The 23,803-nt window shown below is 64.6% G+C and carries 20 protein-coding genes, 1 pseudogene and 1 riboswitch; of the genes and pseudogenes, 14 read left to right on the top strand and 7 right to left on the bottom strand.

Going from position 1 to position 23,803, the window contains the following annotated elements; genetic code table 11:
* Positions 1-87: 87 nt before the first annotated feature.
* On the bottom strand, positions 88-1,404 hold the full coding sequence (locus AB5Y54_RS06050) for an MFS transporter (protein WP_039040437.1): 1,317 nt from the start codon (positions 1,402-1,404) through the stop codon (positions 88-90).
* Between the two features lie 154 nt (positions 1,405-1,558).
* Between AB5Y54_RS06050 and AB5Y54_RS06045 the strand changes: the two genes are divergently transcribed.
* Complete coding sequence (locus AB5Y54_RS06045; protein WP_041214318.1) at positions 1,559-2,236, top strand: ATP-binding domain-containing protein; 678 nt, start codon at positions 1,559-1,561, stop codon at positions 2,234-2,236.
* 145 nt (positions 2,237-2,381) lie between these two features.
* Here AB5Y54_RS06045 and AB5Y54_RS06040 read toward each other — a convergent pair.
* Both AB5Y54_RS06040 and AB5Y54_RS06035 read right to left on the bottom strand, forming a co-directional pair.
* Positions 2,382-3,154 (bottom strand): annotated as a pseudogene (locus AB5Y54_RS06040) (neutral zinc metallopeptidase); the annotation flags it as partial.
* 74 nt (positions 3,155-3,228) lie between these two features.
* Positions 3,229-3,492, bottom strand: a complete 264-nt coding sequence (locus AB5Y54_RS06035) for a hypothetical protein (RefSeq protein WP_201997438.1) — start codon at positions 3,490-3,492, stop codon at positions 3,229-3,231.
* Positions 3,493-3,631: 139 nt separating this feature from the next.
* Between AB5Y54_RS06035 and AB5Y54_RS06030 the strand changes: the two genes are divergently transcribed.
* Positions 3,632-4,153, top strand: coding sequence for a GNAT family N-acetyltransferase (locus tag AB5Y54_RS06030; protein WP_010672652.1), 522 nt, complete (start codon positions 3,632-3,634; stop codon positions 4,151-4,153).
* A gap of 103 nt (positions 4,154-4,256) precedes the next feature.
* Here AB5Y54_RS06030 and AB5Y54_RS06025 read toward each other — a convergent pair whose 3' ends face one another.
* Positions 4,257-4,433 carry a hypothetical protein gene (locus AB5Y54_RS06025; protein ID WP_368153368.1) on the bottom strand — a complete coding sequence of 59 codons (177 nt, stop codon included), beginning with the start codon at positions 4,431-4,433 and terminating at the stop codon, positions 4,257-4,259.
* Between the two features lie 471 nt (positions 4,434-4,904).
* Positions 4,905-6,182 carry a sodium:proton antiporter gene (locus AB5Y54_RS06020; protein WP_041214319.1) on the bottom strand — a complete coding sequence of 426 codons (1,278 nt, stop codon included), beginning with the start codon at positions 6,180-6,182 and terminating at the stop codon, positions 4,905-4,907.
* A 204-nt stretch (positions 6,183-6,386) separates the two neighbouring features.
* Between AB5Y54_RS06020 and metH the strand changes: the two genes are divergently transcribed.
* The 3 genes from metH (at position 6,387) to rimK (ending at position 12,306) form a co-directional block, all read left to right on the top strand.
* Entirely contained in the window at positions 6,387-10,082 is a 3,696-nt protein-coding gene (gene metH / locus AB5Y54_RS06015) for a methionine synthase (protein WP_324034236.1), read from the top strand.
* 67 nt (positions 10,083-10,149) lie between these two features.
* Positions 10,150-11,217, top strand: coding sequence for a Gfo/Idh/MocA family oxidoreductase (locus AB5Y54_RS06010; protein WP_201997436.1), 1,068 nt, complete (start codon positions 10,150-10,152; stop codon positions 11,215-11,217).
* Positions 11,218-11,409: 192 nt separating this feature from the next.
* Complete coding sequence (gene rimK / locus AB5Y54_RS06005) at positions 11,410-12,306, top strand: 30S ribosomal protein S6--L-glutamate ligase (protein WP_010672657.1); 897 nt, start codon at positions 11,410-11,412, stop codon at positions 12,304-12,306.
* 154 nt (positions 12,307-12,460) lie between these two features.
* On the opposite strand, the gene AB5Y54_RS06000 is transcribed toward rimK, so the two are convergent.
* Complete coding sequence (locus AB5Y54_RS06000; RefSeq protein ID WP_103261571.1) at positions 12,461-13,717, bottom strand: HAMP domain-containing sensor histidine kinase; 1,257 nt, start codon at positions 13,715-13,717, stop codon at positions 12,461-12,463.
* Entirely contained in the window at positions 13,714-14,382 is a 669-nt protein-coding gene (locus AB5Y54_RS05995; protein ID WP_039040446.1) for a response regulator transcription factor, read from the bottom strand. Before AB5Y54_RS05995 ends, AB5Y54_RS06000 begins: the two co-directional genes overlap by 4 nt.
* Positions 14,383-14,472: 90 nt before the next feature.
* On the opposite strand from AB5Y54_RS05995, the gene AB5Y54_RS05990 reads away from it, so the two are divergent.
* The 9 genes from AB5Y54_RS05990 to AB5Y54_RS05950 all read left to right on the top strand — a co-directional run bounded on the left by AB5Y54_RS05990 (position 14,473) and on the right by AB5Y54_RS05950 (position 23,721).
* Positions 14,473-14,901 (top strand): hypothetical protein, encoded by a 429-nt coding sequence (locus AB5Y54_RS05990; RefSeq protein WP_029313554.1) that lies wholly within the window; start codon positions 14,473-14,475, stop codon positions 14,899-14,901.
* Between the two features lie 78 nt (positions 14,902-14,979).
* Positions 14,980-15,468, top strand: a complete 489-nt coding sequence (locus AB5Y54_RS05985) for a hypothetical protein (protein WP_042864552.1) — start codon at positions 14,980-14,982, stop codon at positions 15,466-15,468.
* A gap of 62 nt (positions 15,469-15,530) precedes the next feature.
* A riboswitch (TPP riboswitch) is annotated at positions 15,531-15,644 on the top strand.
* A 257-nt stretch (positions 15,645-15,901) separates the two neighbouring features.
* Complete coding sequence (gene thiC, locus AB5Y54_RS05980; protein ID WP_279988167.1) at positions 15,902-17,905, top strand: phosphomethylpyrimidine synthase ThiC; 2,004 nt, start codon at positions 15,902-15,904, stop codon at positions 17,903-17,905.
* A complete protein-coding gene (gene thiE / locus AB5Y54_RS05975; RefSeq protein ID WP_319869418.1) occupies positions 17,902-19,509 on the top strand; it encodes a thiamine phosphate synthase in 1,608 nt (535 codons plus the stop codon). The genes thiC and thiE overlap by 4 nt, the downstream gene beginning before the upstream one ends.
* On the top strand, positions 19,499-20,278 hold the full coding sequence (locus AB5Y54_RS05970; protein WP_319869420.1) for a HesA/MoeB/ThiF family protein: 780 nt from the start codon (positions 19,499-19,501) through the stop codon (positions 20,276-20,278). The genes thiE and AB5Y54_RS05970 overlap by 11 nt, the downstream gene beginning before the upstream one ends.
* 2 nt (positions 20,279-20,280) lie before the next feature.
* On the top strand, positions 20,281-20,481 hold the full coding sequence (gene thiS / locus AB5Y54_RS05965; protein WP_010672666.1) for a sulfur carrier protein ThiS: 201 nt from the start codon (positions 20,281-20,283) through the stop codon (positions 20,479-20,481).
* Positions 20,482-20,566: 85 nt separating this feature from the next.
* On the top strand, positions 20,567-21,334 hold the full coding sequence (locus AB5Y54_RS05960) for a thiazole synthase (RefSeq protein WP_042057215.1): 768 nt from the start codon (positions 20,567-20,569) through the stop codon (positions 21,332-21,334).
* A complete protein-coding gene (gene thiH, locus AB5Y54_RS05955; protein WP_319869422.1) occupies positions 21,331-22,602 on the top strand; it encodes a 2-iminoacetate synthase ThiH in 1,272 nt (423 codons plus the stop codon). Before AB5Y54_RS05960 ends, thiH begins: the two co-directional genes overlap by 4 nt.
* 579 nt (positions 22,603-23,181) lie before the next feature.
* The gene (locus tag AB5Y54_RS05950; RefSeq protein ID WP_201985583.1) at positions 23,182-23,721 is read left to right on the top strand and encodes a transposase; all 540 of its coding nucleotides are present in this window, start codon (positions 23,182-23,184) and stop codon (positions 23,719-23,721) included.
* Positions 23,722-23,803: the final 82 nt, after the last annotated feature.

The raw sequence follows: 23,803 nt of genomic DNA, 5'->3' as shown, positions 1-23,803 counted from the left end.
AGCTGGCAGGTCCGCAGCGGACCGCCACCCGGTCGATGATATCCGCAAAGAACAAGCCCCGACAGTGCGGGGCTTGCTTGGGAAGGATCAGGCGGCCTGCGGGGTGGCCTGGCGTTGGCCGCGCTGGCGCAGCCAGAGCCAGATGCCGAGCACGAAACCGAGGGCGGCCAGGCTGACCACATAGTGGGAGGGGGCCAGCACGTCCTCCTTCATCCAGAGGGTGACCAGCATGGGGGTGAGGCCGCCGAAGATGGCGTAGGCCACGTTGTAGGAGAACGACAGCCCGGAGAAGCGCACCACCGGCGGGAAGGCATTGACCATGACGTAGGGAACGGCGCCGACGATCCCCACTGCAAAGCCCGCCAGCATGTAGAGGGGCACCAGCTGATCCGTGCCGGCTGCCAGGCTGTGGTAGAAGGTATAAGTGGCGCCGGCCAGCAGCAGGGAGCCCAGGATGAAGGTAGGGCCGCTGCCGATGGCATCGATCAGGCGGCCATAGACGATGCAGCCCAGGGTGAGGGCGACGATGGCCAGGGAGTTGGCGGTCAGGGCATCGGCCGGACTGATGCCGTGGACCTTCTGCAGATAGGTCGGGGTCATCAGGATCACCACCACGATGCCGGCGGAGAGCAGCCAGGTCAGCAGCATGGAGACGACGACGCTGCCCTTGTGCTCACGCAGCACCGTCTTGAGGGGCAGCTCCTCGGCCAGGGACTTGTTGGCCTGCATCTCTGCGAAGACCGGAGTCTCGTGCAGCCAGCGGCGCAGGTACATGGCGACGATGCCGAACACGCCGCCGAGCACGAAGGCCAGACGCCAGCCCCAGTCGCTCACATCCCCCGGGCTCATGCCACGGTTGATGGCGGTGGCCACCAGGGAGCCGAGCAGGATGCCGGCGGTCAGCCCTGCGGTGAGGGTACCGCAGGCGACACCGACCCGGCGGGCGGGCACGTGTTCGGCCACGAAGACCCAGGCTCCGGGGACTTCCCCGCCGATGGCGGCCCCTTGCAGGATCCGCAGCAGCAGCAGCAGGAGGGGGGCGGCGATGCCGAGCACGGCGTAGGTGGGCAGCAGGCCGATCAGCAGGGTCGGCAAGGCCATCAGGATGATGCTGAGGGTGAACATCCGCTTGCGGCCGATGAGATCGCCAAAGTGGGCCATGATGATGCCCCCCAGGGGGCGGGCCAGGTAGCCGGCGGCGAAGATGCCGAAGGTCTGGAACTGGCGCAGCCACTCGGGAATGTCGGCCGGGAAGAAGAGCTCGCCGATGACCACGGCGAAGAAGACGAAGATGATGAAGTCGTAGAATTCGAGGGCGCCGCCCAGCGCCGCCAGGCTCAGGGTCTTGTAATCCTGTCGATTGAGGGGGCGACCGTGGTCGTGCGATGTGCTGACTTTACTCATATCCTTATGTTCCCCATCGTTTTTTTAGTTATTCTCCCCGGTGTGCTGCGGGGATACGCTCACCCACGAGGGTATGCTTTTGTGTCCCGCAATGTAAATCGCACAATTCGCAACACTGTCTTGCAGCACGGTGCGGCAAGTAGCTGGAGAGATCATGACGAAGAAAAAGGTACTGCTCTCCTGGAGCAGCGGAAAAGACAGCGCCTGGGCCTTGCATCGCCTGCGCCAGGATCCGGCCATCGAGGTGGTGGGGCTGTTCACCACCCTCAACCAGGCGTTCGAGCGGGTGGCCATGCACGGGGTGCGCAAGCAGTTGCTGCTGGCACAGGCTGAGTGTGTGGGCTTGCCGCTGACCACCATCGACCTGCCCTGGCCCTGCAGCAACGAGGAGTATGGGCGCATCATGACGGGCTTCATCGCCGATGTGCAGGCCAAGGACATTTACCACATGGCGTTCGGGGATCTCTTTCTTGAGGATGTGCGCGCCTATCGGGAGCGGCAACTGGCGGGGACCGGCATCACGCCGCTCTTCCCGCTCTGGGGCAGCGACACGACCGAGCTGGCGCAGGCGATGATCGACGCCGGGCTCAAGGCCAGGGTCTGTACCCTGGATCCGGGCAAGCTGGACGCCGGGTTAGGTGGTCATGAATTCGGCCCGGCCTTGCTGGCTGCCCTGCCCGCCGGGGTGGATCCCTGCGGCGAGAACGGGGAGTTCCACACCCTGGCCTGGGATGGCCCCATGTTCCTGCATCCCTTGCCCATCCGGGTGGGGGAGACGGTGCTGCGGGACGGCTTCGTTTTCACCGATCTGCTGGCGGAGGATCCCGAATGAGGGAAGACCCCCTCGGGTGAGAAAGGAAAGGGGCCGGCTCCGTGAGGAATCGGCCCCTTTGCGTTTGTCCCCTTCAGCGGGCGGCGAAGGTGTCGCAGCTGGCGGGCTTGCCGCTGTCAAAACCGCGTTTGAACCAGGTGAGGCGCTGGGCCGAGGTGCCGTGGGTGAAGCTGTCGGGAACGCCCGGCCCTGACCCTGCTGCTGCAACCTGTCGTCGCCGATGGCCTGGGCGGCGTTGAGCGCCTCTTCTAGATCGCCGCGCTCCAGCACCTGCTCTTTTTCCATGTAGTGGCCCCAGACCCCGGCGAAGCAGTCCGCCTGGAGTTCGAGCTTGACCGACAACCGGTTCTGGGCGACCTGGCTCAGCCCCTGTTGCTGCTGGCGCACCTTGGTGGAGATGCCGAGCAGGTTCTGCACGTGGTGGCCCACCTCGTGGGCGATCACATAGCCCTGGGCGAAGTCGCCGTCGGCCCCCAGCTTGTCGCGCATGTCCTGATAGAAGGAGAGATCGATGTAGACGGTGCTGTCGGCCGGACAGTAGAAGGGACCCATCACCGACTGCCCCTGGCCGCAGCCGGTGAGGGTCGCGCCGCGATAGAGCACCAGTCTGGGGGCCTGATAGTGGTTGCCGCTTTGCTGGAACATCTCGCCCCAGGCGTCCTCCGTGGAGGCGAGCATCACCGAGGTGAAGCGGGCGAGGGGATCGTTGGCAGTCTGGGACGAGTTCTGACGCTGGGGCTGGCTCTGCGGGGCCGGATCCTGCAGCAGGGGGCCGAGGTCCACGCCGTAGTACCCCGCCACCATGACCACCACCAGCAGGATCAGGCGCCCCTTGCCGCCGATGGGCAGGCCGCCGCCCCCGCCTTGCTGGCGTCGGTCTTCCACATTGTTGCTCTCACGGCGATCTTGCCAGCGCATATCCCCATACTCCCGTCATTGGTGGTGGCAGTAATGATAATGGCTGGCGCCGGGGCTTGCCTAATCGGCCCGGGTCATTCGGCCCAGGGCATCTCGGGCAGGCTGTCGAGAAACTCGCCGTAACGGACGAGGTTGAAGGGGCTCTGTTCGGCTTCCATGGCCATGAGTTCGGCGCCCAGGGCGCAGGCGATGTATTGCAGCGCTTCTTCCCGCGGGGTGCCCTTCATCACCAGGCGCATCAGGGTGGCTTTCACCTGGAGGGGATGGCCGTCGGCGAGCTGGTTCTCCACCATCTCCAGCAGTGTCTCTTCATCAAAAAATTCGGGGGTATCGGTCATGGCCGTTCTCCTGCCTGTTCCATGGGGTGGGCAGTATAGCGGGGACGCGGCTCCCGGGGCGAAAATATCGTCCGGGTCTTGCCAAGGAAGCGGGGCGGGAGCAGTCTTGGACACTCTCTCTGCCGAACGAGCCCATGTCATGATCCTCTCCGAGCGCCTGGAACTGCGCGAACTGACCATTGTCGATGCCCCCTTCATTCTCGAACTGCTCAACGATGGTGATTTTCACCGCTACATCGGCGATCGCGGGGTGCGTACCCTGGCGGATGCCGAAAACTATATCCAGCAGGGGCCTGCGGTCAGTTATGCCCGCCACGGTCACGGACTCTATCTGGTGGTGCGGCGGGAAGACGGGGCCAGGCTCGGCATCTGTGGTCTGATCAAGCGCGATACCCTGCCCTGTGAAGACATCGGCTATGCCTTCCTGCCCGCCTGGCGCGGCCAGGGCTATGCCATCGAGGCCGCGCGGGCGGCCATGGCAGATGGCCGTGAACGGCTCGGTATCGAGCGGGTGGTCGCCATCGTCACCCCGGGCAATGAGCGCTCGGTCCGGCTACTCGCCAAGCTGGGGCTGAGTCAGGGCAAACGGGTCAGGCTGGGAGCCGGCGAGGAGGAGTGCCTGCTGCTGGAGGCGCCGGACAAGGAGACTTGCGGGGTCTAGTCATCGCTCGGGTGGTGGGACCATGCAGACTATGACGTCAGGCAAGGAGGCCGCCGTGAGTTGCGGCCTGTCTGCATCGGGCGCTGCCGGTGGGCAGGCAAAGTCAGTTGAGCTCTTCGATGGAGAACTCGCCGGCGATACCATCACAGGAGATGGCGAAGCCGCCGCTGAAGCGGGTGCTGAACTGGATCAGGAACGCATCGTCGTCGTGTTCTTGCACGGGCAGGTTGATGGGTTTGCTGCGACGCAGGGGGTTGCGGATTTGTACGTGTTTCATCATGGTATTTCTCTATATAAATTAAGTGTTTGCTCCTTGTATTGGCAAATGTCAGGTCAATGGGCGCGGTCAGCACGATGGCGGACGAGCGCGCAGGAATACCCAGCCCGGTTCAGGGGCGTCTGCACTTTCAAGGAAGGCGCCAAGGACCATGCGGATGCATGATGCTACTTGGGAGTGGGCAGATCGGGTCTGCACCGTGAGAGCCGGGCAACGCAGGCAGACAGCCTGAACGGTTCTCAAGGCGAGTAAATCAGAAGAAGGTTATGCGGGTACTGGCAGGATTCATCGTGAGGTGAAGCATTGCGAACATAATCAGGGCTGATTAACTAGCCGACGCGCATTCTCTCCTCGAAATGTGTAAAAAGCAAACACTAATTGTGCGTTCACCCAGTCATTCCCTGTTTTTCACGGCCACGGGGACGGCAAAAGGGCTCCCGAGGGAGCCCTTTTCATTGCCGGTCAGGGACGGGCTCAGGCGTCGCCGCAGGCCTTCTTGGCGGCGGTGATCATGGGGGTAATGGTCATGCCCTGTACCACGATGGAGAACATCACCACCGAGTAGGTCATCACCAGGATCACCTGGCGCAGATCGACGTTGTGCTCCGGGATCATCATGACACCGGATGGCAGTGCCAGGGCCATGGCCATGGCCAGACCGCCACGCAGGCCGCCCCAGGTGAGGATGCGCACCGAGAAGGTGTTGTAGCTGCGGAACTTGCGGAACGTCACATAGGGCAGGGAGACGCTGATGAAGCGGGCGGCCAGGCAGAGCGGCACCGCGATGACCAGCAGGATCCAGTCGCGCCAGTCGAGGTCCAGCAGCACCAGTGCCAGACCGATCAGCAGGAACAGCAGGGCGTTGAGGAACTGATCCATCAACTCCCAGAAGTGATCCAGGTGGTGCTGGCTCTGCTCGGAGAAGCCGGAATGACGGGTCCAGTTGCCGATCATGATGCCGGTCACCACCATGGCCAGGGCGCCGGAGACGCCGATCATGTTGGCGAAGGCGAAGCCCGCGGTCGGGATGCAGAGGGTCAGCAGCAGCTCCAGGGAGCCGTCGTCGGTGGCGCTGATCATCACGTGGGCGATGAGACCCAGCACGGCCCCGAACAGGATGCCGCCGAGAGCCTCATGCAGGAATAGACCGGCCACGCTGCCGAAGGTGGGCTCCACGCCGCCAAAGGCCACGGCAAACACGGTGGCGAAGATGACCAGACCGACACCGTCGTTGAACAGGGATTCCCCCTCGATCTGGATGGCGATCTGGGGTGGCGCCTTCATCTTTTTGACGATGGCCAGTACGGCGATGGGGTCGGTGGGGGAGATCAGGGCACCGAACAACATGCAGTAGACCAGTGGCACATCCCAGCCCAGCAGCTTGGCGATGAACCAGAAGCCGTAGCCGATGAGGAAGGTGGAGAGCAGGGTAGCGGCTATGGCCAGAATGGTGATTTCCCACTTCTGGCTACGCAACGCCTTGAGGTTGATGCCAAGCCCGCCGGCGAACAGCAGGAAGCCCAGGATCCCCTTCAACAGGAAGTTCTGGAAGTCGATGCTCTCCATGGTCTTGATGGCGAGAGGCTCCAGATTGAACCAACCCAGTTTGCCAAACAGCACCAGCAGCGCGGAGATCAGCATGGAGCCCGCAGTGATGGCGATGGTGGTCTGGATCTTCACAACATACTGGTTGGCAAAGGCGATGAAGATCGCCAACGCTGCCAGGAAGCAGAGTGTGTAGTAGACGCTCATAGTTATTTTTCTCTTTGGTAAACAGCAAGCACGTATCCCTCTTGAGGACGGGCATAGGGTACTCCCGGGTTAGATCATGCTCATTACCTATTTATGGTTATATTTAATCGTCACCACGGACAGATAGACGGCTAGATTTCCATTTGATTTGATTGCTGCTAGGATGGGCATCACGCAGTTGCATGGATGTAAGGGGTACGAGCGGTGTCGAGCAGAGAGTCGAACAAGAAAGCGGATGTCACAACCAGGCTGGAAGCCTGTCTCAAGGAGCGGATCCTGATCATCGACGGGGCCATGGGCACCATGATCCAGGGTTACAAACTCGGTGAGGCGGACTATCGGGGGGAGCGGTTTGCCGACTGGCATACCGACATCAAGGGCAACAACGACCTGCTGGTGTTGAGCCGTCCCACCGTCATTCGCGAGATCCACGACCAGTATTGTGCCGCCGGGGCCGACATCCTCGAGACCAACACCTTCAACGCAACCCGCATCGCCATGGCGGACTACGAGATGGAAGCGCTCTCGGCCGAGATAAACCGGGAGGCGGCCCGCCTGGCCCGCGCCGTGGCGGACGAGTGGACAGCCAAGGACCCGGCCAAGCCGCGCTTTGTGGCGGGGGTCCTGGGTCCCACCAACCGTACCGCCTCCATCTCGCCGGACGTGAACGATCCGGGCAAGCGCAACGTCACCTATGACGAGCTGGTGGCCGCCTACACCGAATCGACCCACGCCCTGATCGAGGGCGGCGCCGACATCATCCTGATCGAGACCATCTTCGACACCCTCAACGCCAAGGCGGCCGCCTTCGCGGTGGACCTGGTGTTCGAGGAGCTGGGTTACAGCCTGCCGGTGATGATCTCCGGCACCATCACGGACGCCTCCGGTCGTACCCTCTCGGGCCAGACCACCGAGGCCTTCTATCACTCCCTTCGCCACGTCAAACCGGTCTCCTTCGGCCTCAACTGTGCGCTGGGGCCGGACGAGCTGCGCCAGTACGTGGAGGAGCTCTCCCGCATCAGCGAGACCCATGTCAGCGCCCACCCCAATGCCGGTCTACCCAATGCGTTTGGCGAGTACGATCTGGACGCGGTCGAGATGGCGGAGCATATCCGCGAGTGGGCCCAAAGCGGCTTCCTCAACCTGGTGGGCGGCTGCTGCGGCACCACCCCGACCCACATCCGCGCCATGGCGGACGCCGTGGCGGGCATCAAGCCCCGCGCCCTGCCGGATCTGCCGGTAGCCTGCCGGTTGTCGGGCCTGGAGCCTCTCATCATCACGGCGGACTCCATGTTCGTGAACGTGGGTGAGCGGACCAACGTCACCGGCTCGGCCAAGTTCAAGCGCTTGATAAAAGAGGGGCTCTACGACGAGGCCCTCGACGTCGCCAAGCAGCAGGTGGAAAACGGCGCCCAGATCATCGACATCAACATGGATGAGGGGATGCTGGATGCCGAGGCGGCCATGGTGCGCTTCCTGAACCTCATCGCCGGGGAACCGGACATCGCCCGGGTGCCGGTGATGATCGACTCCTCCAAGTGGGAGGTGCTGGAGGCGGGCCTCAAGTGCGTGCAGGGCAAGCCGGTGGTCAACTCCATCTCCATGAAGGAGGGGGAGGACAAATTCATCGAGCAGGCGAAACTGCTGCGTCGCTACGGCGCCGCCGTCATCGTCATGGCGTTCGACGAGGTGGGCCAGGCCGATACCCGGGCCCGCAAGTTCGAGATCTGCCAGCGCGCCTACCGCATTCTGGTGGACCGCGTCGGCTTCCCGCCGGAAGACATCATCTTCGACCCCAACATCTTCGCGGTGGCGACCGGCATCGACGAGCACAACAACTACGCGGTGGACTTCATCGAGGCGGTGAAGGACATCAAAACGCACCTGCCCCACGCCATGATCTCCGGCGGCGTCTCCAACGTCTCCTTCTCCTTCCGTGGCAACGAGCCGGTGCGCGAAGCCATCCACGCCGTCTTCCTCTACCACGCCATCAGGAACGGCATGGACATGGGGATCGTCAACGCGGGCCAGCTTGCCATCTACGAAGACATCCCGGTCGAGCTCAAAGAGAAGGTCGAGGCGGTGGTGCTGAACCTCAACGACAACGCCACCGAGGCGCTGCTGGCCATCGCAGAGAAGTATCGCGGCGCGGGTGCCCAGGCGGAGGATCCGCGGGATCAGGAGTGGCGTAGCTGGCCGGTGGGCAAGCGGCTCGAACACGCCCTGGTCAAGGGGATCACCGACTTTATCGAGGAGGATACCGAGGAGGCGCGCGCCCAGGCCGAGAAGCCGCTGCACGTCATCGAGGGGCCGCTGATGGATGGCATGAATGTGGTGGGCGATCTGTTCGGCGCCGGCAAGATGTTCCTGCCCCAGGTGGTGAAGTCGGCCCGGGTGATGAAGCGGGCGGTGGCCTACCTGCAACCCTACATCGAGGCGGAGAAGTCCGGCGGTTCCAGCAACGGCAAAATCGTGCTGGCCACCGTCAAGGGCGACGTGCACGACATCGGCAAGAACATCGTCGGGGTGGTGCTCCAGTGCAACAACTTCGAGATCGTGGATCTCGGGGTCATGGTCTCCTGCGAGACCATCCTCAAGACGGCCCGGGAAGTGAACGCCGATATCATCGGCCTGTCGGGCCTCATCACTCCGTCCCTGGACGAGATGGTGCACGTAGCGAAAGAGATGGAGCGTCAGGGGTTCAAGCTGCCGCTGCTCATCGGCGGTGCCACCACTTCCAAGGCCCACACCGCGGTGAAGATAGAGCAGAACTACTCCGAGCCTGTGGTCTATGTCTCCAACGCCTCCCGCGCCGTGGGGGTGGCCCAGAGCCTGCTGAGCCCGGAGCTCAAGCCCGCCTTCGTCGCCCGCATCGACAAGGAGTACGAGATTGCCCGGGATCAGCATGCCCGCAAGCAGCCGCGCTCCAAGCCGGTTTCCCTGGCCCATGCCCGGGCCAACCGCCATCAGCTGGACTGGGTCGGTTATGAGCCCCCGGCGCCCCGGGAGCCCGGCGTGCAGACCTTCGAAAACGTGCCCATCTCTGTGCTGCGCCCCTATATCGACTGGACGCCGTTTTTCCTGAGCTGGGAGCTGGCGGGCAAGTTCCCCCGCATCCTGGAAGATGAGGTGGTGGGGGAGGAGGCGACGCGCCTCTACGCCGACGCCAACGCCATGCTGGATCAGCTGGAGAAGGATCAGAGCGTGCGCTGCGCCGGTATCGTCGGCCTGTTCCCCGCCAACGCCGTGGGGGACAGCATCGAGGTCTACACCGACGAGACCCGCACCCAGGTGCGCAAGGTGCTGCACCACCTGCGCCAGCAGAGCGAGAAGCAGGGCTTCCCCAACTACTGTCTGGCGGACTATGTGGCGCCGAAGGAGAGCGGCAAGCCCGACTGGATCGGCGCCTTCGCGGTGACCGGCGGCATCGGCGAGGAGGCCATCGCCAAGGCCTACAAGGCGGACCACGACGACTACAACGCCATCCTCATCCAGGCGGTGTGCGATCGCCTCGCCGAGGCCTTTGCCGAATACCTCCACGAGCAGGTGCGCAAAGTGCACTGGGGCTATGCCCCGGACGAGGCGCTCAGCAACGAAGAGCTTATCCGCGAAAATTACCAGGGGATACGTCCGGCGCCGGGCTACCCGGCCTGCCCGGAGCACACCGAGAAGGGGAGCATCTGGGAGCTGCTGGGGGTGGAGCAGGCCATCGGTATGCAGCTCACCGAGTCCTACGCCATGTGGCCGGGGGCGGCGGTATCCGGCTGGTACTTCTCCCACCCCGAGAGCAAATACTTCGCCGTGGCCCAGATCCAGCACGATCAGGTGGAAGACTACGCCATGCGCAAGGGGATGACCCTGGCAGAGGCCGAACGCTGGCTGGGGCCCAACCTGCATTGATCCCCGTCTGCCCCGCCTCACGCGGTGCGGGGCAGACGCCGGGTACGCACGCCATATCGAGGTTGCCATGAAGATTGGATTTGTCGGTCTGGGGGCCGTGGTGCAGACAGCCTATCTGCCTGCACTCGCCGCACTGGCGGAAAATCCCAAGATATGGGGTTTTGATCCCGCCATCACCCTGCCCGGCGTCATGTCCGCCCCGACCCTGGAAGCCCTGCTGGCCGAACCCCTGGATCGGCTGGTGATCGCCACCCCTTCCCTGCTGCATCTGCCTGTGCTGGAGCAGGCACTGGCCAGCGCCATTCCCCTCATCCTGGTGGAGAAACCCGTGGTGGCCACCTTGGCCCAGCACGATCGTCTGCACGCCCTGCTGGAGGACCCCGAGGTCGCAGCCAGGGTGCTGGCGCTGGATCACTGGATGGCCCGCAATGCCGTCCAGCAGTTGCTGCTGAGCGGCAAACTGGATGAAGGCTGGCAGCCTCGGGAACCAGGCGGCGCCGGGGTCGGGCTGGCCACCCTCGCCGATATCAGCGCGGTGGAGGGCTTTTTGCTGGAACCCTGTGGCCTGGACGAGGCGGGGCATCCCTATGCCCTCAACTTCGCCACCGGGGAGCCGGATCGGCGGGTCCTGCGCCATCCAGACGGGGTGATCCTCGACATCGGCACCCATCTGCTGGCGATGATCCGGGAACTGCTGGTGGCCCTGGGTGGGGACGACCGCCTGCACCTGATCGCGGAGGGCGTCTGCGACCGGCTGGGGCAGCCCATCCGGCGCGGGGATCTGGAGACCGCCGAGGGGCGGGCCTGCCTGCGCGGCGAGGCGGCAGGGGTGCCCCTGACCCTCTGGCTCGACAAGTATGCCGGTCCCGGGGTGGAGAAGAAGGGGCTTTGCCTGCACTTCAAGGACGGGCGGCGCATCGAGCTGCTTCGCCGCGGCAACCTGGAGTGGTTGCACCATCACGACGTCGACGGGATGCGGGGCTGGCAACATGAGGGGCCCCTCTATCGCCACTGTATCGCCCAGACCCTGCTGGCCCCCGTGCCTTTGGGAGGCTGGGCCGGCACCACGGCGCGCCGTTTGCAGGAGGTCGCCCTGCTGCTTGAGTTGCAGCAAGGGCTGCGCGGCCCCCATTGACGTCGCTGTGCGTCATCCGGCATGAGGGCTGGTGGCTGGCGCCGTCTTGCAGAACGGTCCGTTCTTGAGTGCGGCACTCTCGGTTTTTGCCCGTTCTTGCAGAACCGCGCATGGTGAGGGGAAAGGATTGGCGTTGCCAGTCGTTCATGGCACCTTATACTCTCCAGTCCGATTATCAGGTCTGCCATTTCCATGAATATTGCCATTTTATCCCGTGAGCCCAACAACTACTCCACCCGCCGTCTGGTCGAGGTGGCCCGGGCCCGTGGGCATCAGGTCGAGGTGCTCGACACCCTGCGCTGCTACATGAACATCGCCTCCCACAGCCCCTCCATCCATTACGAAGGACGGGAGCTGGAGAGCTATGACGCCGTGATCCCGCGCATCGGTGCCAGCATCACCTTCTATGGCACCGCCGTGCTGCGCCAGTTCGAGATGATGAGCACCATGGCTCTCAACAGCTCGGTGGCCATCTCCCGCTCCCGGGACAAGCTGCGCGCCATGCAGCTGCTCTCCCGTCACGGCATCGGCCTGCCGGTGACCGGCTATGCCCACAGCACCCACGACGTACCGGATCTCATCACCATGGTGGGGGGCGCCCCCCTGGTGGTGAAACTGCTGGAGGGCACCCAGGGGATTGGCGTGGTGCTGTGCGAAACCCAGAAGGCCGCCGAGAGCGTCATCGAGGCCTTTATCCAGACCAACAACAACATTCTGGTGCAGGAGTACATCCGCGAGGCCAACGGCGCCGATATCCGCTGCTTGGTGGTCAACGGCAAGGTGGTGGCCGCCATGCGCCGCCAGGCCCAGCCGGGGGAGTTTCGCTCCAACCTGCACCGGGGCGGCACCGCCGAAGCCATCAAGATCACGCCGGAAGAGCGTGCCACCGCCGTGCAGGCCGCCAAGATCATGGGGCTGGACGTGGCCGGGGTGGATATTCTGCGAAGCGCCCGCGGCCCGCTGGTGCTGGAGGTGAACTCCTCCCCCGGTCTGCAGGGGGTGGAAGCCGCCTCCGGCAAGGACGTGGCGGGCAAGATCATCGAGTTCCTCGAGCTCAAGGCGAGCCGCAAGCACAAGCCGGCGGAATGAGTCCAAAACGAGTGTCAGACAGGTAAACACAGGGCGCCCTCGGGCGCCTTGTTGCTATCTGGCGGGTGGGCTGGAAGGCAGCGGGCTTGCCGGGAAGTGTCTCCCTTCTCCCGCTGTGTTGAACAGCCGGGGAGAAGGGCCGGGGATGAGGGGGTTATACCGCCCCGGGGGCGCCGGGGATCATCACCAGCCGGGCGCTGAAGACCCCCTCCACCAGGTGGGTCTCAATCTGCCAGCCCAGCTTCTCGCAGATGCGCTGGATGATGGTGAGGCCGCAGCCGTAGCCGAGGATCTGATCCGGCGCGGCGGCGGTGGGGTTGCTGATGGTGAGCACCTGCTCGTGCAGGGTGATCTCGATGTGCCCCTCGGCGTAGCTCAGGGCGTTTTTCAAGAGGTTGCCGAGGGCGATGGCGAGCAGAGAGAGGGGAGCCTGCACCTCGCTCTCCTCGTCCAGTTGCAGGCGAATGTCCAGCGTCTCCCGTTGCAGCAGGGGGGCGAGGCGGGTCAGCTCCCGGCGAATGAGCGGCGCCACCTGCTGGGGCGGGCGTTCCACGGCCTCCTTGCGTCCCAGCAGCAGGAAGGTTTCGGTGAGCAGGGCCATCTCGTCGGCGGCGGCGCGGATGCGGCTGACTGCGCGGGCTGCCGGGGCGGGCAGGTCATTCACCTTGCCGAGCAGGGCCGCGGATCCCTGGATCACCATGTTGGGGGTGCGCAGCTCGTGGCTGGCAAAGCGGCTGAACTCCTGTTCACGGGCAAACACGGCGGCTACCTCGTGCTTGCCCGCCAGCAGCGCCTGCTCTATCTCTCGCAGCTCCTGCCAGGGGGCATCGGGCACGAAGTCCCCCTGATCCGGGGTGAGGTGGGCGACCCGCTGGCGCAGCCGCTCCAGCGGCCTGGTGATGTGACGCACCAGCCAGATGCCGAAGGCGAGGCTCCCCAGCAGCAGGGCCAGGCCGATGAGGCGGGTCACCAGATGCAGCTTGGCTTCGTAAGGGTCCAGGTAGTCGTCCGCATCGTCGTTGAACACCAGATAGAGCAGCCCCTGACCCGAGGGGTGGGCGCGTACCAGGAAGTGCTTGTCCTCCCGGCCCAGCTGATGCTCGAAGAAGCCTGGGCTCTGGTAGGCCTTGAGCCAGGCGGGCAGGCGGCCCGCCTCTGTCCAGTAGCTGGAGAACTGGCGCGGGCTGGGGGCGGGGGCCGCCATTCCGAGGCGCAACCAGTCGTCGTCATAGCGGGTTGCCTCCGCCTCCAGCCAGTGGCGCAGGCTCAGCTCCTCCATCTTGTTCTCGGCCACCACCATCAGCAGGCTCAGGATCACCAGCAGCAGCAGACCGGCCCCTCCCAGCGCCAGCACCAGGCGCCGGCGCAGGCTCGGCAGGCCGGGGGCAAGGGGCGGCGTCGGGTTCGTCATGGGGTCACCAGCCGGTAGCCCTGGCCGTGCAGGGTCTCCAGCATGGGGGTGGGGAAGGGCTTGTCGAGGACATTGCGCAGGGCATAGATGTGGCTGCGCAGGGCGTCGGAGTCGGGCTCCTCGTCGCCCCAGACGGTGTCGAGCACCTCCTGGCGCGTCACCAGCTGGGGGGCGCGCTTCACCAGCAGGGTGAGGATCTGGAACGGGATCTTGCCGAGTTTGAGCTCGACCCCGGCGCGGGTGGCGCGGCCGCTGGCGGGATCCACCGTCAGATCGCCAAAGCAGAGCACGCCCATGTCCCCTCTGGGGCCACGCAGGCTGAGGGCCTCCAGGCGCACCTCCAGCTCCTCCATGGCGAACGGCTTGACCAGATAGTCGTCGCCCCCCGCCCGAAAGCCTGCCAGCTTGTCCTCCAGGCTGTCACGGGCGGTGAGAAAGAGCACCGGGGTCGCGATGCCGTCCGCACGCAGCCGCTCCACGGTACGCAGGCCGTCGAGGCGCGGCATCATGACGTCCATGATGATGACGTCGAAGCGCTCTTGGGCCAGCAGTTGCAGCGCGGCCTGGCCATGATAGGCGCAATCCACCCTGTGCCCGGCCAGCGCCAGATAGTCCATGATGGTCTCCGCCACCTGGGGACTGTCTTCCACCACCAGTATTTTCATGCTCTGATCTCCTGGTCTGTGCCGCTATTTCACGGCCATTTCACACCGGATGGGTCATCCTGTGTGCCAGTGTAACCCCGAGGATCCCCGATGAAGAAGTCTCTCTGCGCCTTCTGGTTATTGATTCTATTGCCTTTTGGTCTGGTGCAGGCGGCCGAGTTCAAGCTCACGGGCCGCACCACCTGGCAGCTTGGCCAGTTGATGGTCAACGGCATTCCCTTCGTGATCGATGAGCGCACCCGCTTCAAGGATGGCCTGGATGAGGACGATCTCGGCGGGACCTGGGTCGATCTGGAAGGGGTCGTGCAGGAGACGGCGGCAGGGGCGCGGCGGCTCGTTCGCGAGGTGGAGGCGCTGGAGGAGGAGGACGAGATGGAACTGGAAGGGCCGGTGGAAGGGGGACGGATCTGGGGTTATGTCACCTCGGATGGGAGCCTCTCCCCGTTCGAGGGACGCTGGCTGGAGCTGGAGTGCAAGTTTGACGGCATGCGCCTGAGCCAGTGCCGGGAGGATGACTGACCGGTCAGGGCGGACCGGGAAAAAATGCCCGTCCGGGGCCATAGTTAAACCTCACCCCGTGACCCCGGACCGCCTGCCATGACCCGAACCGCACTCTGCCTGCTGCTGTTGCCCTTCTGCACCCTTGCCGACGACGCCGAGCTCTGGCTGGTGGAGCTGGAGCACAACGACGGGGTGCGCCTGCAATTCCAGGGGGCTGAGCTGGAGCTCGGCAGTGCCGAACTGCACGGCGTGGCGCAGCCGGACGGGCTAGTGCCCGGCATGCACCTCGCGATCCAGAGCCGCTACGGCGTCGCCGAGACGATCCGGGTGCTCGACGGGGCGCCGGATCCGGCGCTCGGGGCCAGCTGGCGGCGGGCGGAGGATCGACTGCTCACTCATAATCAGCAGGCATTGCTGCTACAGGATCTCGGTGTGCTGGTGTTTGATGCTGACACTCGCTGGATCAACGGCAGCACCGCCGATCTGCAACCGGGTCGCCGCCTGGTGCTGAGCCGGGATGAAGAGGGCCGCCTCACCGACATCCTCATTCCCGACCCCGAGGATCCCCTCGACGCCGAAGAGTGAGACCTCTCTCCCTTTCCCCTTGTTAATGGCTTGTACTTTAAATTTCCCCACTTATACTGGCGCACATCTTGTCGGAGTGCTGACCGTCGAACGACGCTAAGCTGAGACCGTTAATTCGGGATCCGTGGAACCTGATCAGGTTAAGACCTGCGAAGGGAAACAAGGGTAACTTGCGGGTTACCGCGCCGGGGAAGGCACACCTTCCCGCCAGCTGGAGGCAGACCGCCTCTGGCTGGCACAGGCGCACAGGGGGAGGTTGTCCCGCCGGGCCGTCAGGCCTGCGGATCTGCCACACAGGGCAGAGGGACGGCAGAGCAGGGAAGATCCATGCCCGACTCACTCCCCCGAGCACACCCCGCCGCAAGTTCATCTTCTCCTCGAACTCCAGACAAGCAAACACCCATAACTTCAACCAGTTAATGTGAGTTTTGCTATGTCTACCAATGTTTCTGATACCACCAAATCCAGCCGCCGCGAGCAGCGCTCCAGCGCCCAGACCTTTATCGACAACTTGAAAGGGATGGCTCACCCCAACTCCCGCCGCATCTTTATCCAGGGTTCTCGCCCTGACATCCGGGTGCCTTTGCGGGAAATCCAGCTGGCCGACACCTTCGTCGGCGGCACCAAGGAGGCTCCCCAGTTCGAGCCCAACGAGCCGGTGCCGGTTTACGATACCTCGGGCCCCTATGGGGAAGAGGCCGCCCCCATCGACGTGCGCCGTGGTCTGCCGCGCCTGCGCGAAGCCTGGGTGCTGGAGCGTGCTGACACCGACGCGCTGGAGGGGCTGAGCTCCACTTTCACTCAGGAGCGGCTGGCGGACGAGGGGCTGGATCACCTGCGCTTCGAACATCTGCACTCTTCGCAACATAAGGCCCGCCGTGCCAAGCCGGGCCGCCGGGTCACCCAGCTGCACTATGCCCGCCAAGGCATCGTCACTCCCGAGATGGAATTTATCGCCATCCGCGAGAACATGGGCCGCGAGCGGGTGCGCTCCGAGCTCCTGCGCACCCAGCATCCGGGTCAGGGCTTTGGCGCCAGACTGCCCCAGAACATCACCCCCGAGTTCGTGCGCGATGAGGTGGCCGCCGGTCGCGCCATCATCCCCAGCAACATCAACCACCCGGAAGCGGAGCCTATGATCATCGGCCGCAACTTCCTGGTGAAGATCAACGCCAACATCGGCAACTCGGCGGTCACTTCCAGCATCGAAGAGGAAGTGGAGAAGCTGGTGTGGTCCACCCGCTGGGGCGCCGACACCGTGATGGATCTCTCCACCGGCCGCTATATCCACGAGACCCGCGAGTGGATCCTGCGCAACAGCCCGGTGCCCATCGGTACCGTGCCCATCTATCAGGCGCTGGAGAAGACCAACGGCATCGCTGAAGACCTCACCTGGGAGCTGTTCCGCGACACCCTGCTGGAGCAGGCCGAGCAGGGGGTGGACTACTTCACCATCCACGCCGGCGTCTTGCTGCGCTTCGTGCCCATGACCGCCAAGCGCCTCACCGGCATCGTTTCGCGCGGTGGCAGCATCATGGCCAAGTGGTGCCTGTCGCACCACAAGGAGAACTTCCTCTACGAGCACTTCCGCGAGATCTGCGAGATCTGCGCCGCCTACGACGTGAGCTTGTCGCTGGGTGACGGTCTGCGTCCGGGCTCCGTCTACGACGCCAACGACGAGGCCCAGTTCGCCGAGCTGCGCACCCTGGGCGAGCTCACCAAGATTGCCTGGGAATACGACGTGCAGGTGATGATCGAGGGCCCCGGCCACGTACCCATGCACATGATCGAGCGCAATATGACCGAGCAGCTGGAGCACTGCCACGAGGCGCCCTTCTATACCCTGGGCCCGCTCACCACCGACATTGCCCCGGGGTACGATCACTTCACCTCCGGCATCGGAGCCGCGCTCATCGGCTGGTACGGCTGCGCCATGCTCTGCTACGTGACCCCCAAGGAGCACCTGGGCCTGCCCAACAAGGAGGACGTGAAGCAGGGGCTGATTACCTACAAGATCGCCGCCCACGCCGCTGACCTTGCCAAAGGCCACCCGGGCGCCCAGATCCGCGACAACGCCATGTCCAAGGCGCGCTTCGAGTTCCGCTGGGAGGATCAGTTCAACCTGGCCCTCGACCCCGACACCGCCCGCGCCTACCACGACGAGACCCTGCCTCAGGAGTCCGGCAAAGTGGCCCACTTCTGCTCCATGTGCGGGCCCAAGTTCTGCTCCATGAAGATCACCCAGGACGTGCGCGACTACGCCGCCAAGCTGGAAGCCGTAGAGATAAAGCTGGTCGGCATGGACGGTCAGCAGGAGCGGGTGGTGGCCGAGGTCGAGAGCGGCATGGCCCGCATGGCTGAAACCTTCAAGGAGACCGGCGGCGAGATCTACCATCAGGCGGCGACCCTGAAGCAGGCCGCAGGGGAGGAGGCGTGAGCAGCGAGCGCGGGGCTGTCAGCCCCGCCGACCTGTCCGCCGTGACGCAGGCCCGCCCCGTGGTCTGGACCATCGCCGGGTCCGACTCCGGCGGCGGGGCCGGCATTCAGGCCGACTTGCACACGATGCATGACCTCGGCGTGCACGGCTGCTCCGTCATCTCCGCCATCACGGCCCAGAACTCGGTGGCGGTGAAGATGGTCGACCCCGTGCTGATGCAGACCTTCGCCGCCCAAATCGATGCCCTGGGGCTGGATCTGCCACCCGCCGCCATCAAGATAGGCCTGCTGCCGACCCGGCTGCACGTGGAGGTGCTGGCCCGTCGCCTGTCGACCGTCGAGGCGCCCTTCGTGGTCTACGACCCGGTGGCCATCGCCAGCACCGGTACCCCCATGGCGGAGCCCAGCATGCTGGTGGCGGTGCGCGAGCACCTGCTGCCACGTCTGTCGCTCATCACCCCCAACGGTCCCGAGCTGGAGGCCCTGACCGGCCTGCCCGCCACCAGTCCCGAGCTGGTGCGCCTCGCCGCCCGGCGGCTGCGCGAACTCGGCGCTCGCGCCGTGCTGGTCAAGGGGGGCCACCTTGAATGGGGCGGGGATCTCTGCCTCGACTACTACCAGGATGAGACCCGCGAATTCTGGCTCGCCGCGCCGCGCCTCGATACCCGCCACGGCCACGGCACCGGTTGCGCTTACGCCAGCGCCATCGCCGCCGTGGTGGCGCAGGACTATCCGGTGGAGGACGCCATCACCCTGGCGCGGGCCTACCTGCAACAGGGCTTGGCGGCGGCGCAGGGGGTGGGGGCGGGCCCGGGGCCCATCGCCCACCTCGGCTGGCCTGCCGATCTTGCCCACTTCCCCCGTGCCGTGCTGGCGGGATCACCGCTCGATCGCCGCTTCGGACTTTATGAAGCGAGCAGCGCCCGTCTGCCGCAGGGCCCCTTTGCGCCGACCGAACACAACCTCGGCCTCTATCCGGTGGTGGACTCGGTCAAGTGGCTCAAACGCCTGCTGGGGGCCGGGGTCAAGACCATCCAGCTGCGGATCAAGAATCTGCCCGCCACAGAGGTGGCGCCGGCCATTCGTGATGCGGTAGAGCTCGGTCGCCGCCATGGGGCGCGGCTCTTTATCAACGACTACTGGCAGCAGGCCATCGAGGCGGGCGCCTGGGGCGTGCATCTGGGGCAGGAGGATATGGAGACCGCCGATCTCGCCGCCATTCAGGCGGCGGGGCTGCGCCTTGGCATCTCCACCCACGGCTACTTCGAGCTGATGCGGGCCCGCGAGCTTGCCCCCTCCTATATCGCGCTGGGCCATATCTTCCCGACCAACACCAAGGCGATGCCTTCGCGCCCCCAGGGGCTGGCGCGGCTGCACCACTACCGCACCCTGATGGCGCAGTGGCCCACGGTGGCCATCGGTGGCATCAGCGAGGAGCGGGTGGCGGCGGTCAAGGCAAGCGGGGCCGGCAGCATTGCGCTGGTCTCGGCCATCACGGCGAGCGATGACTGGCTGGGCGCGACCGAGCGGCTGCTCGCTGCCGTGGGGGCGGGGGATGAACCGCGCTCGGCCAGCGTGATACGGGAGGCAGAACATGCGCTCTGATGCCGCTTCTCTCAGTGACAAAGAGTATCTGCGATACGGCCGCCAGCTGATGCTGGCGGAAATTGGGGAAGCCGGTCAGGCGCGGCTCAAGGATAAGTCCGTGCTGATCGTCGGTCTCGGCGGGCTCGGCTCGCCGCTCGCCCTCTATCTGGCGGGGGCCGGGGTGGGCACTTTGTGGCTGGCCGATGGCGATACGGTGGACTCCAGCAATCTGCCGCGCCAGATCCTGTTCGATAGCGAGGCGGTCAACCACTCCAAGGCGGAGCTGGCCCGCGAGCGCTTGGCCGCCCACAACCCGCTGGTGGAGCTGATTGCCATCAATCAGCGACTCGATGCCGCCAGCCTGCCGGAGTTTGTGACCGAGGTGGATCTGGTGATCGACTGCTGCGACAACCTCGCCACCCGCCAGGCCATCAACGCCGCCTGCGTGGCCCAGGGCAAGCCCTGGGTCTGTGCCGCCGCAGTGGGCTGGCAGGGGCAGCTGATGGTGCGCACCAGCAGCGATCACGCCTGCTACGCCTGCCTCTACCCGGCGGATACCGAAATCAAAGAGAGCTGCCAGAGCAGCGGCGTCACCGGCCCCCTGGTCGGGGTGATGGGCTCTTTGCAGGCGCTGGAGGCACTGAAACTGCTGCTCGGGATGCCGAGCCCGGTGGCGGGCACATTGCGCCGTTTTGATGCCCTGACCCATCAGTGGCAGACCCTCACGCTGGCTCCCGATCCCGATTGCCCGGTCTGCGGCAGCACCCACCCGGCCCTGGAGAATTAACCATGAAGATCCGATTGAACGATATCGAGCTGACGCTGCCCACCGGCCAGCGCCTGACTGAGCTGCTGGCGGTGCAGGAGATTTCCCCTCAGGGGGTAGCGGTGGCCCTTAACGGCGCCGTGCTGCCCCGTGGCCGCTGGGCCGAGACCCGTCTCAATGACGGGGATGAACTCCACCTCTTCACCGCCATTGCGGGAGGCTGACCCATGATGCTCGCCGTCCCATCTTCGCGTGTTCTGCCTTGCGGCGGCACTTCATCTCTTCTTACCACTGTGGCGGGAGGCTGACATGCTCAAGATTGCCGATCACACCTTCTCTTCGCGCCTCTTCACCGGCACCGGCAAGTTTGCCCGCCCGGAACTGATGGCCGCCGCCATCGAGGCGAGCGGCTCCCGGCTGGTCACCATGGCCATCAAGCGGCTCGAACCGGGCAAGGCCCACGACGATATCCTGAGCCCCTTGCTCAAGCTCGGGGTCAAGCTGCTGCCCAACACCTCGGGGGCCAAGACCGCCGCCGAGGCGGTGTTTGCCGCCCACCTGGCCCGCGAGGCGCTGGGAACGAACTGGCTCAAGCTCGAGATCCACCCCGATCCCCGTTATCTCTTGCCCGATCCCATCGAGACGCTGAAAGCCGCCGAGCAGCTGGTGAAAGAGGGCTTTGTGGTGCTGCCCTACTGCGGTGCCGACCCCGTGCTGTGCAAGCGGCTCGAAGAGGTGGGTTGCGCCGCCGTGATGCCGCTGGGTGCGCCCATCGGTTCCAATCAGGGGCTGGTGACCCGGGAGTTTCTCTCCATCATCGTCGAGCAGGCCAATGTGCCCGTGGTGGTGGATGCGGGCATAGGGGCGCCGAGCCATGCGGCCGCCGCCTTCGAGCTCGGCGCCGACGCCGTGCTGGTAAACACGGCCATTGCCGTGAGCGGCGACCCGGTCGCCATGGGCCGCGCCTTCGCCCTGGCCTGCGAGGCCGGCCGCAGCGCCTATGAGGCGGGCCTCGGCGCCCGCGCCCTGCAGGCCCAAGCCTCCAGCCCGCTTACCGATTTTCTGGGGGCGTTATGAGTCAGCATGCTAATGACCCCACCCCGACCCTCCCCTTGCCAGGGGAGGGAGTGTCGACTTCGCCCTCTTGTGAAGTAGGAGATCGGGGGGGCGGATTAACACCTCCCCCTTGTGAAGGGGGAGGCCGGGAGGGGGTTGAGAGAAAGTCGGAGAGTTTTCTCGATAGATGGCAGGAGCTGGAGTGGGACGATATCGGCATGCAGATCCGCGCCAAGACCGCCGCCGATGTAGAGCGGGCGCTGACTACCTCCCGCCGCACCCTGAGCGATTTTATGGCGCTGATCTCGCCAGCCGCCGAGGCGTATTTGCCGCAGATGGCAGCCGAAGCCGAGCGCCTGACCCGCCAGCGTTTCGGCAACACCATTGGCTTCTATGTGCCGCTCTATCTGTCGAACCTCTGCGCCAACGACTGCACCTACTGCGGCTTCTCCATGAGCAACCGCCTCAAGCGCAAGACCCTGAATGCAGGGGAGATTGAGCGCGAGTGTCTGGCCATCAAGGCGCGCGGTTTTGACAGCGTGCTGCTGGTGACCGGCGAGCACGAGCACAAGGTGGGGCTCGCCTATTTTCGCGAGGTGATGCCCATCATCCGCCGCCACTTCAGCACGGTGGGGATGGAGGTGCAGCCCCTCTCGCAGGCCGAATATGCCGAGCTGAAGAGCCTCGGCCTCGACGCCGTCATGGTCTATCAGGAGACCTACCACGCCCCCACTTACGCCCGCCACCACCTGCGCGGCAACAAGCGGGACATCGCATGGCGCCTCGCCACACCGGATCGGCTGGGCCGCGCCGGTATCGACAAAATCGGTTTGGGGGCACTGATCGGCCTCTCCTCGGATTGGCGCGCCGACAGCTACTTTGTCGCCGAGCATCTGAGCTGGCTTGAGCGCCACCACTGGCAGAGCCGCTACTCGCTCTCCTTCCCGCGCCTGCGCCCCTGCACCGGTGGGCTGGAGCCTGCCGTGGTCATGTCGGATCGCCAACTGGCCCAGCTGATCTGCGCCTGGCGCCTCTTCTCGCCGACGCTGGACTTGTCCCTCTCCACCCGCGAGTCGGCTACGTTTCGCAACGGCGCGGTGCGCCTTGGCATCACCCAGATGTCGGCCGAGTCGCGCACCCAGCCGGGTGGCTATGCCGAGGGGGATGCAGAGGAGCTGGAGCAGTTCGCCATCCACGACGACCGCCCGGTGGGGGAAGTGGCCGCCGCCGTGCGGCAGGCAGGGTTGCAGCCGGTGTTCAAGGACTGGGAACCGTTTTTAGGCCGATAGGGGCGGCTAGGCCCCTTTGCTGGTGGCATCCCGGCGTCCAGCCAGACTCCGTGCCTGTGGCAAGCAGGCACGGCTGCATCGTGTAATCGTCCGTTCCGAGGTATGGTGTTGGCGGCAGGAGCCGTTGTGTGGTGGCACGGCTTCGCCGTGCAGGACGCGAGGCCGCTGGCCTCGAAGGGGTTTCGCCCGCCCTTCGGGCTTGGGCGAGTGACTTTGGAAAGACCCAAAGTCACCAAAGGTCTTCTCCCCCGCCAATCCGACCGCTACGCGGTTTCCCTCGGGTCAGGAACAAGGTCGGACGGACCGCCGCAGACGGCACATCCCTGTGCCGGCTGCGTCTGCGCCATCATCCCTGATGGCGCTCCTGACCTTTCACCTTCCCCTCGGCGGATTGGAGGGGGAGCCCAAACCGTGCCCTCCATAACCTCAGGGCGTTGTCGTAGTCGTAGGGTGCAATAAGCGGAGCGCATTGCACCGCTATTGTGATGAGAGGTGCAATTCACTTCGTTCATTGCACCTTACGTTTTGCTTCGTTTGAACCACATTTAACAACATGGTTGATTGTCGGTTGGGCAAAGCATGGCGAATTACATACGGGCATGGCGACCGGGGGGAACCTGGTTTTTTACGGTCGTGCTGGCTGAACGCCAGAACAACCATCTACTGGTCGAACGGATCGATCTGTTGAGGAAGGTTGTCAGGGAGGTGCAAGAGAATCATCCATTCCGGATCCACGGCTGGGTTGTCTTGCCCGAACATCTGCATGCCTTGCTGGAATTGCCGGAAGGGGATACCAATTTTCCGTTGCGCTGGCGCCAAATAAAAAGCAAGTTTTCACGATCAATCCCCAATTCGGAGGCTCGCTCAGAATCTCGTTGGCAGCGTGGTGAGCGGGGTATTTGGCAGCGACGTTATTGGGAGCATTTGATCCGCGATCAGGAAGATTTCAATCATCATCTCGATTACATCCATATCAATCCCGTCAAACATGGATTGGTAACAGCCCCGAAAGATTGGCCATATTCCACCTTCCATCGCTGGGTACAACAGGGCCGGTATCCATTATCTTGGGGAGATACCGCCACGCCAGAAGATGCAATACCACATAACAATAAATAATCGGAATTAACGTGGTTAACGTAGGGTGCAATAAGCGGAGCGCATTGCACCGCTTTCATTATGATAGTTGTGAAGATAGAGG

It is taken from the genome of Aeromonas sp. s9 (assembly GCF_040907765.1).
GTDB lineage: Bacteria > Pseudomonadota > Gammaproteobacteria > Enterobacterales > Aeromonadaceae > Aeromonas > Aeromonas caviae.
The sequence above is the reverse complement of the archived record's forward strand: the minus strand, read 5'-3'. Positions and strand labels throughout refer to the sequence as shown.

What these genes read in the sequence shown, in the direction of transcription:
- AB5Y54_RS06050 (WP_039040437.1), bottom strand. Translation starts at nt 1,404, where the DNA reads ATGAGTAAAGTCAGCACATCGCACGACCACGGTCGCCCCCTCAATCGA.
- AB5Y54_RS06045 (WP_041214318.1), top strand. Translation starts at nt 1,559, where the DNA reads ATGACGAAGAAAAAGGTACTGCTCTCCTGGAGCAGCGGAAAAGACAGC.
- AB5Y54_RS06035 (WP_201997438.1), bottom strand. Translation starts at nt 3,492, where the DNA reads ATGACCGATACCCCCGAATTTTTTGATGAAGAGACACTGCTGGAGATG.
- AB5Y54_RS06030 (WP_010672652.1), top strand. Translation starts at nt 3,632, where the DNA reads ATGATCCTCTCCGAGCGCCTGGAACTGCGCGAACTGACCATTGTCGAT.
- AB5Y54_RS06025 (WP_368153368.1), bottom strand. Translation starts at nt 4,433, where the DNA reads ATGATGAAACACGTACAAATCCGCAACCCCCTGCGTCGCAGCAAACCC.
- AB5Y54_RS06020 (WP_041214319.1), bottom strand. Translation starts at nt 6,182, where the DNA reads ATGAGCGTCTACTACACACTCTGCTTCCTGGCAGCGTTGGCGATCTTC.
- AB5Y54_RS06010 (WP_201997436.1), top strand. Translation starts at nt 10,150, where the DNA reads ATGAAGATTGGATTTGTCGGTCTGGGGGCCGTGGTGCAGACAGCCTAT.
- rimK (WP_010672657.1), top strand. Translation starts at nt 11,410, where the DNA reads ATGAATATTGCCATTTTATCCCGTGAGCCCAACAACTACTCCACCCGC.
- AB5Y54_RS06000 (WP_103261571.1), bottom strand. Translation starts at nt 13,717, where the DNA reads ATGACGAACCCGACGCCGCCCCTTGCCCCCGGCCTGCCGAGCCTGCGC.
- AB5Y54_RS05995 (WP_039040446.1), bottom strand. Translation starts at nt 14,382, where the DNA reads ATGAAAATACTGGTGGTGGAAGACAGTCCCCAGGTGGCGGAGACCATC.
- AB5Y54_RS05990 (WP_029313554.1), top strand. Translation starts at nt 14,473, where the DNA reads ATGAAGAAGTCTCTCTGCGCCTTCTGGTTATTGATTCTATTGCCTTTT.
- AB5Y54_RS05985 (WP_042864552.1), top strand. Translation starts at nt 14,980, where the DNA reads ATGACCCGAACCGCACTCTGCCTGCTGCTGTTGCCCTTCTGCACCCTT.
- thiC (WP_279988167.1), top strand. Translation starts at nt 15,902, where the DNA reads ATGTCTACCAATGTTTCTGATACCACCAAATCCAGCCGCCGCGAGCAG.
- AB5Y54_RS05970 (WP_319869420.1), top strand. Translation starts at nt 19,499, where the DNA reads ATGCGCTCTGATGCCGCTTCTCTCAGTGACAAAGAGTATCTGCGATAC.
- thiS (WP_010672666.1), top strand. Translation starts at nt 20,281, where the DNA reads ATGAAGATCCGATTGAACGATATCGAGCTGACGCTGCCCACCGGCCAG.
- AB5Y54_RS05960 (WP_042057215.1), top strand. Translation starts at nt 20,567, where the DNA reads ATGCTCAAGATTGCCGATCACACCTTCTCTTCGCGCCTCTTCACCGGC.
- thiH (WP_319869422.1), top strand. Translation starts at nt 21,331, where the DNA reads ATGAGTCAGCATGCTAATGACCCCACCCCGACCCTCCCCTTGCCAGGG.
- AB5Y54_RS05950 (WP_201985583.1), top strand. Translation starts at nt 23,182, where the DNA reads ATGGCGAATTACATACGGGCATGGCGACCGGGGGGAACCTGGTTTTTT.